Annotated in this window: 14 protein-coding genes; 6 read left to right on the top strand and 8 right to left on the bottom strand. The window is 73.0% G+C overall.

Annotated features, from left to right (window positions below):
• The first annotated feature begins 97 nt into the window (after positions 1 to 97).
• Positions 98 to 379 carry a hypothetical protein gene (locus AB0J53_RS29185; RefSeq protein ID WP_364178311.1) on the top strand — a complete coding sequence of 94 codons (282 nt, stop codon included), beginning with the start codon at positions 98 to 100 and terminating at the stop codon, positions 377 to 379.
• A 27-nt stretch (positions 380 to 406) separates the two neighbouring features.
• Here AB0J53_RS29185 and AB0J53_RS29190 read toward each other — a convergent pair whose 3' ends face one another.
• From AB0J53_RS29190 to AB0J53_RS29200, 3 genes are all read right to left on the bottom strand, one after another.
• The gene (locus AB0J53_RS29190) at positions 407 to 1816 is read right to left on the bottom strand and encodes an MFS transporter (RefSeq protein WP_364178314.1); all 1410 of its coding nucleotides are present in this window, start codon (positions 1814 to 1816) and stop codon (positions 407 to 409) included.
• 12 nt (positions 1817 to 1828) lie between these two features.
• Entirely contained in the window at positions 1829 to 2971 is a 1143-nt protein-coding gene (locus tag AB0J53_RS29195) for a serine hydrolase domain-containing protein (protein WP_219503636.1), read from the bottom strand.
• Between the two features lie 176 nt (positions 2972 to 3147).
• Positions 3148 to 3366 carry a hypothetical protein gene (locus AB0J53_RS29200; protein WP_219503639.1) on the bottom strand — a complete coding sequence of 73 codons (219 nt, stop codon included), beginning with the start codon at positions 3364 to 3366 and terminating at the stop codon, positions 3148 to 3150.
• A 7-nt stretch (positions 3367 to 3373) separates the two neighbouring features.
• Between AB0J53_RS29200 and AB0J53_RS29205 the strand changes: the two genes are divergently transcribed.
• The 3 genes from AB0J53_RS29205 to AB0J53_RS29215 all read left to right on the top strand — a co-directional run bounded on the left by AB0J53_RS29205 (position 3374) and on the right by AB0J53_RS29215 (position 6161).
• Positions 3374 to 4633 carry a 5'-nucleotidase gene (locus tag AB0J53_RS29205; protein WP_364178318.1) on the top strand — a complete coding sequence of 420 codons (1260 nt, stop codon included), beginning with the start codon at positions 3374 to 3376 and terminating at the stop codon, positions 4631 to 4633.
• Between the two features lie 39 nt (positions 4634 to 4672).
• Positions 4673 to 5245, top strand: coding sequence for a DUF6461 domain-containing protein (locus AB0J53_RS29210; RefSeq protein WP_364178321.1), 573 nt, complete (start codon positions 4673 to 4675; stop codon positions 5243 to 5245).
• Between the two features lie 127 nt (positions 5246 to 5372).
• Positions 5373 to 6161, top strand: coding sequence for a hypothetical protein (locus tag AB0J53_RS29215; RefSeq protein WP_364178324.1), 789 nt, complete (start codon positions 5373 to 5375; stop codon positions 6159 to 6161).
• 22 nt (positions 6162 to 6183) lie between these two features.
• Here the strand turns inward: AB0J53_RS29215 and AB0J53_RS29220 are convergent, their stop codons facing one another.
• The 3 genes from AB0J53_RS29220 to AB0J53_RS29230 all read right to left on the bottom strand — a co-directional run bounded on the left by AB0J53_RS29220 (position 6184) and on the right by AB0J53_RS29230 (position 10192).
• Entirely contained in the window at positions 6184 to 8592 is a 2409-nt protein-coding gene (locus tag AB0J53_RS29220) for a DUF4132 domain-containing protein (RefSeq protein ID WP_364178327.1), read from the bottom strand.
• Between the two features lie 92 nt (positions 8593 to 8684).
• On the bottom strand, positions 8685 to 9470 hold the full coding sequence (locus AB0J53_RS29225; RefSeq protein ID WP_364178330.1) for an LLM class flavin-dependent oxidoreductase: 786 nt from the start codon (positions 9468 to 9470) through the stop codon (positions 8685 to 8687).
• 119 nt (positions 9471 to 9589) lie between these two features.
• Positions 9590 to 10192, bottom strand: a complete 603-nt coding sequence (locus tag AB0J53_RS29230; RefSeq protein ID WP_364178333.1) for an NAD(P)H-dependent oxidoreductase — start codon at positions 10190 to 10192, stop codon at positions 9590 to 9592.
• Positions 10193 to 10301: 109 nt separating this feature from the next.
• On the opposite strand from AB0J53_RS29230, the gene AB0J53_RS29235 reads away from it, so the two are divergent.
• Complete coding sequence (locus AB0J53_RS29235) at positions 10302 to 10919, top strand: TetR/AcrR family transcriptional regulator (RefSeq protein ID WP_364178336.1); 618 nt, start codon at positions 10302 to 10304, stop codon at positions 10917 to 10919.
• Positions 10920 to 10929: 10 nt separating this feature from the next.
• Here the strand turns inward: AB0J53_RS29235 and AB0J53_RS29240 are convergent, their stop codons facing one another.
• Complete coding sequence (locus tag AB0J53_RS29240; protein WP_219503665.1) at positions 10930 to 11469, bottom strand: DUF892 family protein; 540 nt, start codon at positions 11467 to 11469, stop codon at positions 10930 to 10932.
• 89 nt (positions 11470 to 11558) lie between these two features.
• Entirely contained in the window at positions 11559 to 13277 is a 1719-nt protein-coding gene (locus tag AB0J53_RS29245; protein WP_364178338.1) for a SpoIIE family protein phosphatase, read from the bottom strand.
• A gap of 107 nt (positions 13278 to 13384) precedes the next feature.
• On the opposite strand from AB0J53_RS29245, the gene AB0J53_RS29250 reads away from it, so the two are divergent.
• Positions 13385 to 14128, top strand: coding sequence for a DUF4184 family protein (locus tag AB0J53_RS29250; RefSeq protein WP_364178341.1), 744 nt, complete (start codon positions 13385 to 13387; stop codon positions 14126 to 14128).
• Position 14129 lies beyond the last annotated feature (1 nt).

A 14129-nucleotide genomic window follows, 5' to 3' on the forward strand; every position in this document is an offset into this window, starting at 1 on the left:
ACGCGCACTGGTGACGGATGCCTCTGGGCGGGCCGCTCCCGGCTGACTACCGTTCCTGGCGGAACAGGAATGGCGGACAGGGAAAGGAGGCACCACCATGCGATCAGCCAGCCTGGCGGCCGCCCTGGGCGCGGCGGCCCTCGCCGTGGCGCTGGGGGCCGTCCCCGGCCACGCGGCGGCCGCTGACGCCGTCTGCTTCTCGGGGGGCCGCACGCCGACCGGCGGCGGATACTACGAAGTGTCGGGATACGGGTGCGACGGCCACAGCGGCACGAGCGTCACGATCCGCTTCGGTGAGGCGGCCGGGGCGTACGACTGCGGGTGGACGTTCCTGTGGAACAGCCAGCTCGGCGCCGGCAACTGCACCCTGATGTCCTGACGTCCCGGCGCCTTCCGGCACGGCGCTTCAGTCCGGCGCGGTACGGGGCCGGAGGAGGAGCGCGGCGGTGAGGATGGCGGCCAGGTAGAAGCCGCCCGCGCCGAGCATCCCGGCCGTGTAGCCGCTGGTCAGCGCGTCGTGCAGGGGAGTGCCCGCCGGCCGGCTAGCGGTCGCGGCGACGGCGACGCCGGCCAGGACGGCCAGGCCGAGGGCGCCGCCGATCTGCTGGCTGGTGTTGACCAGGCCGGAGGCGATGCCCGAATGGCTCGCGGTGACGCCGTGGACGCCGCCGATGGTGGCGGCGACGAAGCCGATGCCCAGGCCGATCCCGGCGACGAGCTGGGCGGGCAGGAGCACCAGGAGCGGGTTCTGGCCCGGGGTCAGCAGGCTGAACCAGCCCATCGCCACGGCGGCCACCGCCATCCCGGTGATCAGGACCGTCCGCGTGGACGCACGGGCCTGCAGCCGGGGCCCGGCGACGCCGGAGCCGAGGCCGATGCCGATCGCGAAGGGCAGGTACGCCAGCCCGGTGATCATGGGCGAGTACTGGTTGATCGCCTGCATGTAGAGGGTGAGGAAGTAGAACGTGGCCAGCTGGCCGGCGCCCATGAGCAGCATGACCAGGTTGGCGCCGAGCCTGCCCCGGTCGGCGAGCATGCCCGGGGGCAGCATCGGGGTTCGGGCCTTGCGCTGGATGAGCACGAACGCGGCCAGCAGCGCGGCGGTGGCCGCGGCGAAGACGAGGGTGAGCCCGTCGCCGACGCCGTGGGAACCGGCCCGGTTGATCGCGTACACCAGGGAGCCGAGGGCGAGCGTCACGGTGGCCGCGCCGGGCAGGTCGAGGCCGCCGCGCTCGCGGGTGCCCGGCATCAGGGCGAACGTGCCGGCCAGGACCAGCAGCGCTATGGGCACGTTGACGAACATGATCCAGCGCCAGCCCAGATACTCCGTCAGCGCGCCGCCGAGCAGCAGGCCGGCGACGGAGCCCAGGCCGCCCATCGCGCCGTAGACGCCGAGCGCCTTGTTGCGCTCCGGCCCGGCGGGGAAGGTGTCGGTGAGCAGGGACAGCGCCGCCGGGGCGACGATCGCCGCGCCGACGCCCTGCAGCACCCGGGCGGCGATCAGCACGGCGGCGTTGCCGGCCAGGCCGCCCAGCAGGGAGGCGGCCAGGAACACGACCAGTCCGGCGCGGAACAGCCTGCGCCGCCCGAACAGGTCGCCGGCGCGCCCGCCGGCCAGCAGCAGGCCGCCGAAGGCCAGGGCGTAGGAGGTGAGCACCCAGTCGAGGTCCGTCTCGGCGATGCCGAGCCCGGCCCCGATGACGGGCAGGCCCACGGTCACGATGGTGCCGTCCATCACCATCAGCAGTTGCGCGGCGGCGATGACCAGCAGGGCCAGGCCGCGCGTCTCGGTCCGGGGGGCGGTTCGCGTAGTCATTTCTCGGGGACCTCAGGCGGTGACGGCGCGGTGAAGCGCGGCGGCGAGCAGATCATGTTCGGGGTAGGACCAGCCGAAGCCGAAGCGGCGGCGCGTGTAGCCGAAGGCGATGCCGTTCATCGGGTCGGCGAAGGACTCCGAGCCCGCCGAGCCGTCGTGGCCGAACGCGTTCGCGCTGAGGAACCCGTACCGCAGGCCCTTGGCCTGGAAGCCGACCGCGTAGTTGCCCTGGTCGCCGCGGACCAGGTCGGCGCCGACGGAGTGGAGCTGGGCGAATGCGCCGATCGTGTCCGGCTTGAGCAGCGGCGGCCGGCCGTTCAGCCCCCACATCGCCGCCGCGTACAGCCCGGCCAGGCCGCGGGCGCTGCCCACCCCGCCGGCCGACGCCTGGCCGTTCGCGCGCACCGCGCGGGTGTTGACGAAGGCGGCCTGGTCCAGCGGCGGCGTGCTGTTGAGTCCGTACCCGATGCCGAGGATGCTGTGCGGCCCCGGCACGTTCGACCAGAACGCGGCCTCCTGCTCGGGCGTGGCGGTCCACCACTCGATCGGCCGGAACCGGCTCTCCTGCTCCTCGGGCAGCCCCAGGTAGAGGTCCAGCCCGTACGGGGCCCGCACGCGCTCCTCGTAGACCTGCTGCAACGACCGGCCGGTCGCCCGCCGGATCACCTCGTTCACCAGCGCGAACGTGACGAACCCGCCGTAGCCGTAGGCCGAGCCCGGCCGCCAGTACGGGCGCTGCCCGGCCAGGCGTTGCGCGATCACCGCGTCGTCGGCCAGCTCGGCCGCCGACAGCCCGCCGTCCACGCCGATCACGCCGGAACGGTGCGTCAGCACGTCCCGCAGCGTGATCCCGCCCTTCCCGGCGGCGGCGAACTCCGGCCACCGCGCGGCCACCGGCTCGTCCAGGTCCAGGACCCCCTCCTGCACCAGCAGCGCCGCCACCAGCGACGCGGCTCCCTTGGTGGAGGAGTAGACCGCGGTCAGCGCGTCGCCGCCCGCCTCGTCGTCCCCGGCCCACAGATCCACCACCTGCCGGCCGTGCGCGTACGCGGCGAGCTGCGCGGGGATGTCATGCTCGGCCACGACCCGGGCGAACGTCTCCCGCACCTGCTCGAAGCCGTCGGCGACCGTTCCGTGAACGTCCGTGTTGCTCATGCCAGAACCTTTCGTAGGTGTTCAGTCCCCGGCATGACGGACGGCGCGCGGCAAAGGTGACCGAGCCGCCCTGGCTCGCGGCCCGCTATCGCACGTGATTGGCTCCGGAATTGTTAAACCATACAAGACTCAATTTCGGCCGAACGCCATTGTTATTTCGCAGTGATAAACCTCTGTCAGGATTCTCCAGTCATGATCAATGAGAGGAATCCTGTGAAACTCTTAACCAGAGCCGGACGCCGGATCGGCGCGGTCGCGGCCGTGGTCACCCTGGCTTCCGGAGTGTTCGCCACCAGTGCGCCGGCCGCGCCGAAATCGATAGTGTTCGGGCCCGTTTCCGCGACGCCGAAAACGCAGACCGGCGCCTGCCCGGTGACCGTGACGATGTCCACCACGGTGAAAGTGAAAGCCCCCGTCGCGCTGAAGTATCAGTGGACCTTCAGCGACGGCGACAGGAGCAAGGTCAGGACGTACCGGGTCGGCGGCAAGGGGATCAAGACCGTCCGGCTGTCCACGTCGCTCAAGGTCACCGGCGACGCCTCCGGCTGGGGCGCCGTCCGGGTGCTCGGCCCGGCGAGGAAGACCTCCGGGAAGGCGCCGTTCGCCGTCACCTGCACCGGCGGCGACACCTACACCGGCGACGTCTGGCACAGCGTGAAGACCTCCGCCGAGTACGAGACGGCCACGCCGGCGCCGACCCCCACGGCCACCCCTGCGCCCACGTCGAGCCCCGCCCCGACCCCGGCCCCCACCCCGACCGGCACCGAGAGCCCGCTCCCGAACCTGGTGGGCAAGGCCCGCATCGCCTTCGAGCGCACCACCGCGTCCAAGTGCCCGCTGACCTTCAAGCTCCACGGGCGGCTCGAAGGCATTCCCGCGGGCGCGCAGTCGATCCAGTACCGCCTCGTCGGCGCCAAGGAGTGGAAGAAGCTCGACGTCCCGGCCGACCACGGCCCGGTCCACAACGCCGTGCTGGAGACGCTGAGCCTGGATCAGGAGTCGACCACGTACTCGCTGCAGATCGAGTTCAACCAGGCCGACCGGCTCAGGACGAACATCATCTACTACTTCGAGTGCGCCGGGCCGAAGGGCAGCAAGCAGATCGGCGTCGCCGCCGACGACATCAAGCGCGACAGCTGGGGCGGCGGCCCGGTGGCCGAGCTGGTGGCCGACGCCATGCTCGAAGCGGTCCAGCCCGTGTCCGGCGCGCAGATCGCCCTGGTCAGCAAGTACGCCGTCCGCTCACCCGGCGCCGAGATCAAGAAGGGGCCCGTCACGTACGAGCAGCTGTACGCCACGCAGCCGAACGGCCTCCACGTCGACACCTGGTCCATGAACGGCTCCCAGCTCAAGTGGCTCCTGGGCCACGCGAACAAGGAGCGCGGCGTGCTGACCCCGTCCGCCGGGCTGCGCTACACGCTGGCGAACGGGGAGGTCACGGCGCTCACGCTGAACGGCGCGCCGGTGACCGACACGCAGGTGATCAAGGTCGCCGCCAACTACATCCTGGCCGGCGGCTGGGAGGGCTTCCCGCAGTGGAAGTGGCCCGACAACAGCGTCGCCCACAACGGCCCCGACGACCGGGGCGCGCTGGCGTCGTACTTCGCCGACCACTCACCGGTCCGCGCCCCCAAGGGCGACCGCGTCACGATCCGCGGCTAACCCGCCTCACCGGAGACCGTCAGAGGGACAGGAGAGACCATGGCCGCGGAGCTCATCGCTCTTTACACCGAGATCGCCGAAACCGTCCTGCCCGACGACGTCTGCTGGATCGTGGTCCAGCCCCTGACCGGAACGCTCACCGTGGAGGAGGCGGTCACCAGGCTCGGTGGCCGCCCCGAGGAGCTGCGCCGGATGCCTGCGCTGGACGCGGCCGACGAGGCCCTGTCGCTCGGCCAGGCGGCGGACTGTGTCGCGATCCTCCAGATCGGAGGCTTCGCCGGCCTGCTGCCTGAGCTGATGGAGCCGCTCAGCGCCGGTGCCCGCGTCTGGGTGGTCAGCTGGGACGTCAACGCCGGCTTCACGATGCTGCTCTGGGCCGACGGCGAGGTGATCGGCGGCTGGGACCCGTACGAGTCCCGGGAGGGCTGGACCGCCGGGCTGGGGCCGATGGCCCCGTACGCCGGGCTGTTCCACGCCTACGACCTCGACGACGACGCCCAGGATGCCCGGTACCGCCACGCGGTCTGCCTGGCGGTCATCGAGTCGGAGAGCGGGGTGCGACTGGATCAGGAGTGGATCCGCCAGGAGCGTCCCACTCTGCCCGGCCGCTGAAAGTTTCTCCGGCTGCGGCCTCGTCACCAGGGCCGTTGCCCGGGGAGGCTGCTCGGCGCCCGCTTCGGGGCGCCGGATGGCGTACTTTACTCCCGCTCGCCCCACATCCGCGTCAAAGGGAGTCCTCGTGCGTAGCTGGCCGGCCCGCGCCGTTGTGTCCTTGTCGATGGTGCCGCTGACGGCCGCCCTGGTGGCCTCCTCCGCCTCGGCCCACCCGGACGCGCGGACGTGCGCGAAGGCGGACCTGCTGTTCTGCGAGGACTTCCAGGCCATGCCCGTCGGCGGCGCGAGCAGTCTCCGCTGGGGGATCGACACCAGGCACGGCACGCTCACCGTCGAGCGCGCCGGGCGGCGGGGGCAGAAGGTGCTGCGGGTGCACACCGAGGGCAACGGCCGGGCGTTCCTGAAGGTGGACGACTTCGCCGCGCCGGGCAACAGCTTCTACGGGCGCGTGCGGCTGCGGGTCGGCGCGTTCCCGGTCGCGCCCGACTGGGCGCACTACACGCTGGTCGAGGCGACCGGCGACGGGCCGGAGATCGTCCGCCCGCTCGGCGGCCAGTACGCGCCGCCGCCCCACGGGGGAGCCGCGTACTGGGGTGTCGGCGCGGACGGCGGCCCCACCGGGGACTGGACGAACTGGCGGACCACCGCGCCCTCCGTCGCCGGGAGGTGGACGTGCGTCGAGTGGCACCTGGACGCCGGCGACAACCGCGTCTCGCTCTGGTTCGACGGGGTGGCCAAGCCGGAGCTCACCGTGTCCACCCGGGAGCACGGCGGCAACCCGGTGGACTTCGTCTTCCCCCGCTTCGACACGGTCAAGCTGGGCTGGCAGCTCTACCAGGCGGACCCGGACCCCTCCGGCTACGACGTGTGGCTCGACGACATCGCGCTGAGCAGCCGGAGGGTGGGCTGCTGACCTGACGGCACGGGCGGCGGGCCTACACGGGGGCGAGCTGGCGGGTGATGCTCGGATCGCTGATCGCGGTGTCGTCCGCCAGCAGGAACGCCTTCGACAGGATGACCGACAGCATTCCGCCGTCCTCCTCGAACGGCAGGAACACCGGCGGGGCGGCGTGGCCGGGGCCCGGGACGATGCACAGGTAGGCGTCGTTCGGCTCCATCAGGATGTTGCCCGACCCCAGATGGATCCGGTACGCCCGCAGGCGCCCGCGTACGCGCAGGAACCGGCCGGTCAGCTCCACCCGGTCGGCGATCTTCAGCCGGGGCAGCAGCCGGGCCAGCACGTCATGGCGGGTGCGGGCGGCCTCGTTCAGCTCGCCGAACCCGTAGGTGCGCCAGTAGCGGTCGTGCCCGGCCGCCGGCCGCTGGTCGAGCCCGTAGGATCCGACGCCCACGGCGAGGTCGGCGTCACGCAGCAGCTCGGAGAACACCAGCGGCGGCACGTCGGTGAGCGGCACGTCCGTGAGCGGCGCGTCGCCGGGAGGGCCCGCGTGGCGGAACCGGATCGCCTCGGTGGCGGCGCAGGAGGCCGTGCCCCACCCGTCCTGCTCGGGGTCGGAGGCGACGTGCATGCCCCAGCTCGCCTGCCAGCCGGCCAGCGTCTTGACGGCCGCCCCGATGTCGCCGCCGCACTCGTAGTCCCAGTGGCCGATCGACAGCCCGCTCCAGCCGCGCTGCTCCAGCAGCGCCTTGGCCTGCCCGTAGCGCACGAAGTGACCCGTGAACCGGTCGGAGTGGGTGCGGGTGCGCTCCTCGGCCGGAGTGAGCAGGTAGACCTCACGGAACGCCTGCTTGAACGGCTGCCTGACGCCCCGCTCCAGCAGGTGGCCGCGCCAGTCGCCGACGCCCTCGGCGCTCTCCTGGACGGGATGCCACAACCGGATCGGCGTGGCGGCGTCCGGACGCACGGCCGCGCCGCTCACGCCGGCCAGCGCCCAGCCGTCGCCGCTCCGGACCGGCAGCCCGGCGAACCCGTCGGGGAGCCGCCAGATGAGGGCGCGGGTGCAGGGGCCTGTGACCGGATGGTCGAAGAAGTAACGCTCGGCCTCCTGCCAGGGCAGCTCACGCTGGACGATGAGCATCTGCTCCAGGCGCAGCCGCTCGGCGGCCTGCGTGCGCCTGAGGTCCTTCAGCGTCGCCTTGAGCTCGGCGAGCACCGGCTCCTCGCGGACGGCCCGGGGCGCCGACTTGACCACCCGCCCGGAGGCGTTGACGAACCGCAGCACCGGCCCGTCGCCGTCGAGCCGGACGACGCAGCCGCCGGCCCGCTCCTCCCGCACCCCGTCCGGGCCGAGCCCGAAGGCCGGGACCGTCCGGTCGACGAGCTGTTCGTGGCTCAGCCCCTCCTGCGCGACCACCGCGTCGAGGGCGTGCGACGCCTTGGCGAGCAGGGCCGGTCTGCGCACCCTGGCGCGCACCCGCGCGAGCGCGCCCACCGTGTCGAGGCCGCCCCGCTTGGCCAGCGCGTTGAGCGCGGCGTTGGCCAGCCTCTCGTCACGGCAGACGGCGGTGCCGCCGGTGCCGTTGCGCCCGATGCCGCAATTGATGGCGACGTCGCCGAGCAGCGTGGGCACCCAGGGCGCGTCGATCACCTCGCAGGTCCACAGCATGCCGCGCAGCGGGAGCGCGGTGCGGCGGGCGAGGAAGACCCGGCCGTCGGGCTCGCGGCTCTCGCGGTGGGTGGCCAGGCGGGAGAGGAGGTCGCGCAGCACCGCCACGCCCTCGTCGGTGAGCAGCGTCCTGACCTTGGCCAGCCAGGGCTCGCTCGGCCTGTTGGCCGTGGCCTTGCACCAGTGTTTCAGCAGGGGCAGCACGGCGGGGTGCGTCAGCCGGTCGGCGTATCGGCCCGCCATCGCCCGGGCGAGCGGGTCGCCGTCCCACACCAGGCTGCGCACGACCCCGGCCGCCCCGTGCTCCGGGGGCTCGGTCAGGACGCGCTTCAGCTCCTTGCGCAACGCCGCCCGGCCGGGGCCGCGGCGGGCCGGGTGCCACGGCGGCGGGTCGCCGAGGATCCGGCGGCGCTCCGGGTGGCCCAGCGTCGCGATGGCGGCCAGCGGAATCCGGTAGAGCTCGGCGTGATCGGTGTGACCGCAGGACGACAGCGTGTCGGCGATGTCCCACAGGGCGCGCGTGTCCTCGACCGTCCAGGGGATGTCCCCGTCGGCCACCTCGCGCACCACCCGGCGCACCTCTTCCGGGTGCGCGTGGCCGCCCGTGTCGCCCAGGCTGAGCCGCAGCTGCGCCCAGATCCCGTACGCCCTGAGCCCGGCCTCGTCGGCGCCGGGCCGCCCGCCCGCGTCGTAGCGGGCGAACAGGTCACGCGGCATCCTGAGGTGGTGGTCGATCATGTAGCTGTGGGACCGGGGGAAGTCGTCGAGGACGCCCATGTCAGGCGCTCGCGGCTGTGGGGAGGGTCATGGGGGGCTCCGTCGTGGGTCGGTCAGCGTGACGAGCCATAGCTATCAACGGGCACCGACATTTACGGCCGGCCCGCCTCGATGATCGCCGCCACCTCGTCCGCGGTGCTGACCGCCGGCGCCTGGACCAGCCACCACGTGGCCCCGGCCCGCCGATACGGGTCAGGGTCGGCGCCCGGCGGCGCGCTCACCGCCACCTCGAACCCCTCCAGGCTCTCCCGATGCTCCCGGACGACGCCGAGCATCTCCACCAGCCCGTCCGGACCGGTCTCCGGGCACAACCCGTCGAACCGCGCCGCCCGTCGCAGCGGCCCGCGCCGTACCGACTGGGCGGCCACCCAGATCGGCACCCGCGGCCGAGGCGCCGGCCGGAACGTCAGGCCGTCGACCTTGTAGTGCCTTCCCTCGTACGAGACCGGCTCTCCGGACCAGCACCTGCGGATCACCTCCAGGCCCTCGTCCAGCATCGCGGCCCGTACCCGGGGATCGGTCTCCTCCCCGAGCCTGGACAGCTCGCCCGAACGGTCCGACCCGAGGCCCACCCCCAGCACGAACCGCCCGCCGCTGAGCTGGTCGAGCGCCACCCCCTGCCGCGCCACGACCTGCGGCCTGCGCCGCGACAGCGGCGTGATCCTGGTCCCGATGATCACCCGCCGGGTCGCCGCCGCGATCGCCGCCAGCCCGATCCACGCGTCGCCCACCTCCAGCCCGGGACGCTCGGGCCGCACCACGTGATCCCAGAGGAACACCCCGTCGAACCCGGCCGCCTCCGCCTGGGCCCCCAGCTCGGCCAGCACCCGCGGATCGGCCAGTTCCCCGAAGGGCGGCAGGTACAGCCCCCAGCGCATCGGACGGCCCGCCTTCCGCGGCGACGATGATCTCAGCCGGGATCCTAGCCCCGCCCCGCGCCCGCTTCCCGGAGGACGCGCGGCCGGGGAACCGGTCAGGGAGCCGGCCGGGGAGCAGGTCAGGCCGCCGTGGCCGGTGCGCGCAGGGTCCTGAGCGCTCCGGACCAGGCGATGACCTCGTCCAGCAGCTCCATCAGCGTGGACTCCTGGTGCGGGCCGGGGGTGATCACGCCGGGGTCGGTGGGGGCGGTGGTCTCGAAGTCGGTGAACGCCGACAGTGCCACTTGGGTGCGCACGTTGGCCGCGCCGAGCTCGGTCATGACCTGCCGCAGGTGCTCGACCGCGCGTACGCCGCCGTGCACGCCGTGGCTGACGAAGCCGGCCGCCTTGTCGGCCCATTCGGCGTACAGGAAGTCGATGGCGTTCTTCAGCGCGGCGGGGACGGAGTGGTTGTACTCCGGGGTGACGAACACGAACCCGTCGAAGGAGGCGACGGTCTCGGCCCAGCGGTGCGTGTGCGGGTGTCGGTAGTCGCCGAACAGGGCGGGCGCCGGCTCGTCCAGCACCGGCAGGTCGTACTCGGCGAGGTCCACGACCTCGAAGGCGGCCTCGCCCGCCGCGACGGCGGGGTGGCGGGCGGCGGCCTCGGCGACCCAGCGGGCGGCGACGGCGGTGCGGCGGTGGGGGCGGGTGCTGCCGACGACGACGGCGATCCTGATCACGTCTGTCTCCTCATGCTCCGGTACGGCGGTCCGGTGGCCGGACCTCCGGTAAAGTACAACGGGCATGGCAAAAAGTAAAACGTGTATTGCACTTTGGGAAGGGTTCCGGATGACCCGGGAAGACAAGCGCAGGGCGATCCTGGCCGGTGCGCTGACAGTGTTCGCCCGCGACGGCTACACCCGCGCCGGCATCGACACGATCGCCCGCGCGGCCGGGGTGTCCACGCGCACGATCTACAACCACTTCACCGACAAGGCCGAGCTGTTCCAGGCCGTCATCCAGGACAGCGCCGCCCGGGCGGCCGACGCCCAGATCGCCGTCATCGACCGCCACCTGCGCAAGATCACCGACCTGGAGGCCGACCTCGTCGACTTCGGCCGCGAGCTCACCGCGCCCACCGGCGACGGGCAGGCCGGGCACTTCGCCCTGGTCCGGCAGATCAACGCCGAAGCCGGGCACATCCCCCAGGCCGCGATCGACGCCTGGCAGGAGACCGGGCCGCTACGGGTGCGCCGGGCGCTGGCCGCCCACCTGCGGCGCTGGAACGAGCAGGGGCTCCTGCACGCCGAGGACCCCGACCGGGCGGCCGTCCACCTGCTGCTCCTGATCTCCGTCCACGATCCGTCCTACCGGGGGGCCGAGCCCACCGACACCGAGATCACCCGGACCGTCACCGCCGGCGTCCGCGCCTTCCTGTACGGCCACCTGCGCGCCCGCCCCGAATGAGGGGGCGCGGCTAGACCCCGAGCAGGTCCGTGAGGTCGTCGGCGTGCTCCTCCTCCTCTTCGAGGATCGACTCCATGAGCCGGCGCGTGGTCGGGTCGCCGTCGCCGAGCCAGCGGATGATCTCCTGGTAGGTGGAGATGACGATGCGCTCGGCCCAGAGATTGGCCTGCAGCAGGGCCCGCAGGTCGGTGTCCTCCGGGACCTGGTAGTCGGTGTGCGAGCGCTGGACCAGCTTGGCCGGGTCGAGATCGGGCTCGCCGCCGAGCTGGCTCACGCGCTCGGCCGCGCGCAGGGCGTGGTTGAGCTCCTCCTTGGCGTGCTCGGTGAACTCCTCCGCCACCTGCGCGCGGTCGATGCCCTTGGCGGAGATGGCATGCCTGGTGTAGCGGAGCCAGCACACCACCTCGGTGGCGATCACGTCGTTGAGGACCTCGACGACCTTGCTCGGGTCATGGCCGAACGTCTGCGTGATCGGCCCCTCGTCCATCTTCTGGCGTACCTGGTCACGAATTCTGGTGACATCCAGTACGAAGTCATCCGTCTGCGTCATGTGCTTCCCCGTTTCCCCCGGTGCCTTCTCGGTTCGAAGGTAACTTCGCCGGGGCCCCCACCTGGGTTGCGACACGTGCCGGCCGGTATTCAGCCCGGCGTGCGCAGGGCCAGCATGGCGACGTCGTCCTCGTTGTTGGCGGGGCGCACGGCGGCCAGGAGCAGGTCGCACAGGCCGGGCAGCGGGTGGTGGGAGAGGGAGACGGCGTGCTGCCGTAGGCGGGCCATGCCCTCGTCGAGAGTGTGGCCGGGCGACTCGATCAGGCCGTCGGTGTAGAACAGCAGGGTGGCGCGGGGCGGCAGGTCGAGGACGGCGTCCTGGCGCTCGGTGCCGATGCCGGTGCCGAGCAGCAGGCCGCCCGCCTCCTCCAGATAGCGGGAGTGGCCGTCGGACTCGATCAGCAGGGGCGGCGGGTGCCCGGCGCTGGACCAGCGCAGGCGCCAGCCGCCGTCCAGGGGCTCGACCCGGGCGAAGATGACGGTGGCCATCGTGGTCTCGGTGATGCGGCTCACCGCCTGGTCGAGCCGGTTCAGGATCTTGCTGGGCCGCTCCTCCAGGTCGGCGGCGTAGGCGCGCAGCATGTTGCAGACCTGCGCCATGCCCGCCGCGGCGTCCAGGTCGTGGCCGACCACGTCGCCGATCACCAGGCCGATCGCCCCGCCGGGCAGGGCGAACGCGTCGTACCAGTCGCCGCCCACGTCGGAGGCGTGCGGGGCCGGCAGGTAGCAGGCGTCCAGCTCCAGACCGGGCACCCGGGGCAACTGCGGCAGCAGGTGGCGCTGCATGGTCTCGGCGACGCGGCGCTGCCGCTCGTACAGGCGGGCGTTGTCCAGCGCGATGCCGGCGCGGCGGGCGATGTCCTCCAGCAGGACCAGGTCGGCGCCGGTGAACGGGACGGGCCGCTCGGAGCGGCCCAGCGTCATGGCGCCGACGACTTCACGTACGGTGCGCATCGGGGCGATGCACGCCGAGTGCATGCCCGTGGCCTGGAAGAGCTTCCGCTGCATGACCGCGACGTCGGAGTCGGGCTCGCCCTGGTAGGTGCTCGGTCCGATGAGCGCGGCCGTGACCCCGCGCAGCGCCCGCGACAGCGGCATGGACGACTCCTGCGGCACCGGCGGCATCGGGACTTCGAGGTCCCTGCGGTGCCGCAGCACGCCGTTCTCGTGGTGGACGACGGCGGCGCGGGTCACGCCGCCCTCCTCGGTGAGCAGGTCGATCACCACCCAGTCGGCCAGCAGCGGCACCACCAGGCGGATCAGCTGGCGCAGCGTCTCGTCGGCGTCCAGCGTGGAGGTGAGCCGCGTGGTGGTCTCCGCCAGCAGGGCCAGGCGGTCCAGCTCCGACATGGCCGGGGACGGGTGCGCGGGCTCGGCGGGCGGGCACGCGGTGACCTCGTGGAAGAGCACCAGCGCGCCCCGCCGTTCGGTGCCGGTCCGGCAGGCGGTCACCACCCAGGAGATCGGCATCAGCGAGCCGTCCCCGCGTTCGAACCACTCCTCCTCGCCCTGCGCGGTGCGGCCCGCGACGAACGGCTCCCGCATCACGCACACGCTCGGAGGCAGCGTCTCGCCGCTCCTCCCTCGGTGCAGCAGGTCGTGGGCGTCACGGCCGAGCAGCTCCTCGGCGGGGCGGCGCAGCAGGTTCGCGGCCCGCCGGTTGACCTCGACGATCCGGCCCTGGGCGTCGACCACGAGCGCGCCCGCGTCGGACAGATCGCCCAGGTGGCGGCGGCGCGCGCCGTCCACCGTCACGGACGGCCCGCCGTCTCCGGCGGCCGCGTGACCGGCACTCCTGCCCTCGTTCATGCCCCGGCCACTACCCAGAAGAGCCGGGGGTTGACAAACACGTTGTGCGCAAGCCGGGGGAGCGCCGCCGTGGTCGGCGGGCGGGGGGCGTGTGTCGATAATGGCGGGTGCCCTTCACGTTGAGCCACATGGTGGCGATCCTGCCGGTGCGGCGGTGGTTACCCGCGTCGGCGCTGGCGATCGGGGCGGTGGTGCCTGATGCGCCCTACTACCTGCCTCTGCCCTTCTCGTCGGCGAACACGCATACCTGGTGGGGGGCGCTGCTGCTGGGCGTGCCGGTGGGGGTGGCGCTGCTCCTGCTGTTCCACCTGGGGCTGCGCAAGCCGCTGACCGCACTGGCGCCCGCCGCGCTTCGGGCCCGGCTGCCCGGCGCGGTGCGGCCGGCGCCGGTGGCCGTGGTGGCCGCGTTGCTCGCCGGGATGGCCACGCACCTGGTCTGGGACGCGTTCACGCAGGTCGGCGGCTACGCCGTGGCGCACTGGCAGGCGTTGCGGCAGCCGGTCGCGGGCGCGCACCGGGTGTTCAACGTGCTGATGTACGTCAGCTCGGCGGGCGGCCTGCTCGTCCTGGGCGGCTGGCTCCTGCGGTGGTACCGGCGGGCCCCGGTCGCCCAGGACGAGCACGCCGACCGGGGGCCGCGGGTCACGGGCCGGGCGCGCGGCGCGGTGCTGGCCGCGGCCGTTCTCGCCACGGCCGTCGGCGCCGTGGCCGGCGCGACGTCGGAGCGTGCCGCGGTGAGCGACTACGACCTGGTACGGAGCACGATCCTGGGCGGCGCCGACGGCGTGGTGCTGGCCCTCGCCTGTTACGTGCTCGCCTGGCACGGCTGGACCGCGTTCAGCCGCCGGTGAC

Origin of the sequence: Nonomuraea sp. NPDC049725, from assembly GCF_040674795.1 — a bacterium.
Lineage (GTDB): Bacteria > Actinomycetota > Actinomycetes > Streptosporangiales > Streptosporangiaceae > Nonomuraea > Nonomuraea ceibae.

Bases quoted from the DNA above. Each gene is read 5' to 3' on its own strand.
- AB0J53_RS29195 (WP_219503636.1), bottom strand. From the start codon at position 2,971: ATGAGCAACACGGACGTTCACGGAACGGTCGCCGACGGCTTCGAGCAG.
- AB0J53_RS29210 (WP_364178321.1), top strand. From the start codon at position 4,673: ATGGCCGCGGAGCTCATCGCTCTTTACACCGAGATCGCCGAAACCGTC.
- AB0J53_RS29240 (WP_219503665.1), bottom strand. From the start codon at position 11,469: ATGACGCAGACGGATGACTTCGTACTGGATGTCACCAGAATTCGTGAC.
- AB0J53_RS29185 (WP_364178311.1), top strand. From the start codon at position 98: ATGCGATCAGCCAGCCTGGCGGCCGCCCTGGGCGCGGCGGCCCTCGCC.
- AB0J53_RS29235 (WP_364178336.1), top strand. From the start codon at position 10,302: ATGACCCGGGAAGACAAGCGCAGGGCGATCCTGGCCGGTGCGCTGACA.
- AB0J53_RS29225 (WP_364178330.1), bottom strand. From the start codon at position 9,470: ATGCGCTGGGGGCTGTACCTGCCGCCCTTCGGGGAACTGGCCGATCCG.
- AB0J53_RS29190 (WP_364178314.1), bottom strand. From the start codon at position 1,816: ATGACTACGCGAACCGCCCCCCGGACCGAGACGCGCGGCCTGGCCCTG.
- AB0J53_RS29220 (WP_364178327.1), bottom strand. From the start codon at position 8,592: ATGGGCGTCCTCGACGACTTCCCCCGGTCCCACAGCTACATGATCGAC.
- AB0J53_RS29245 (WP_364178338.1), bottom strand. From the start codon at position 13,277: ATGAACGAGGGCAGGAGTGCCGGTCACGCGGCCGCCGGAGACGGCGGG.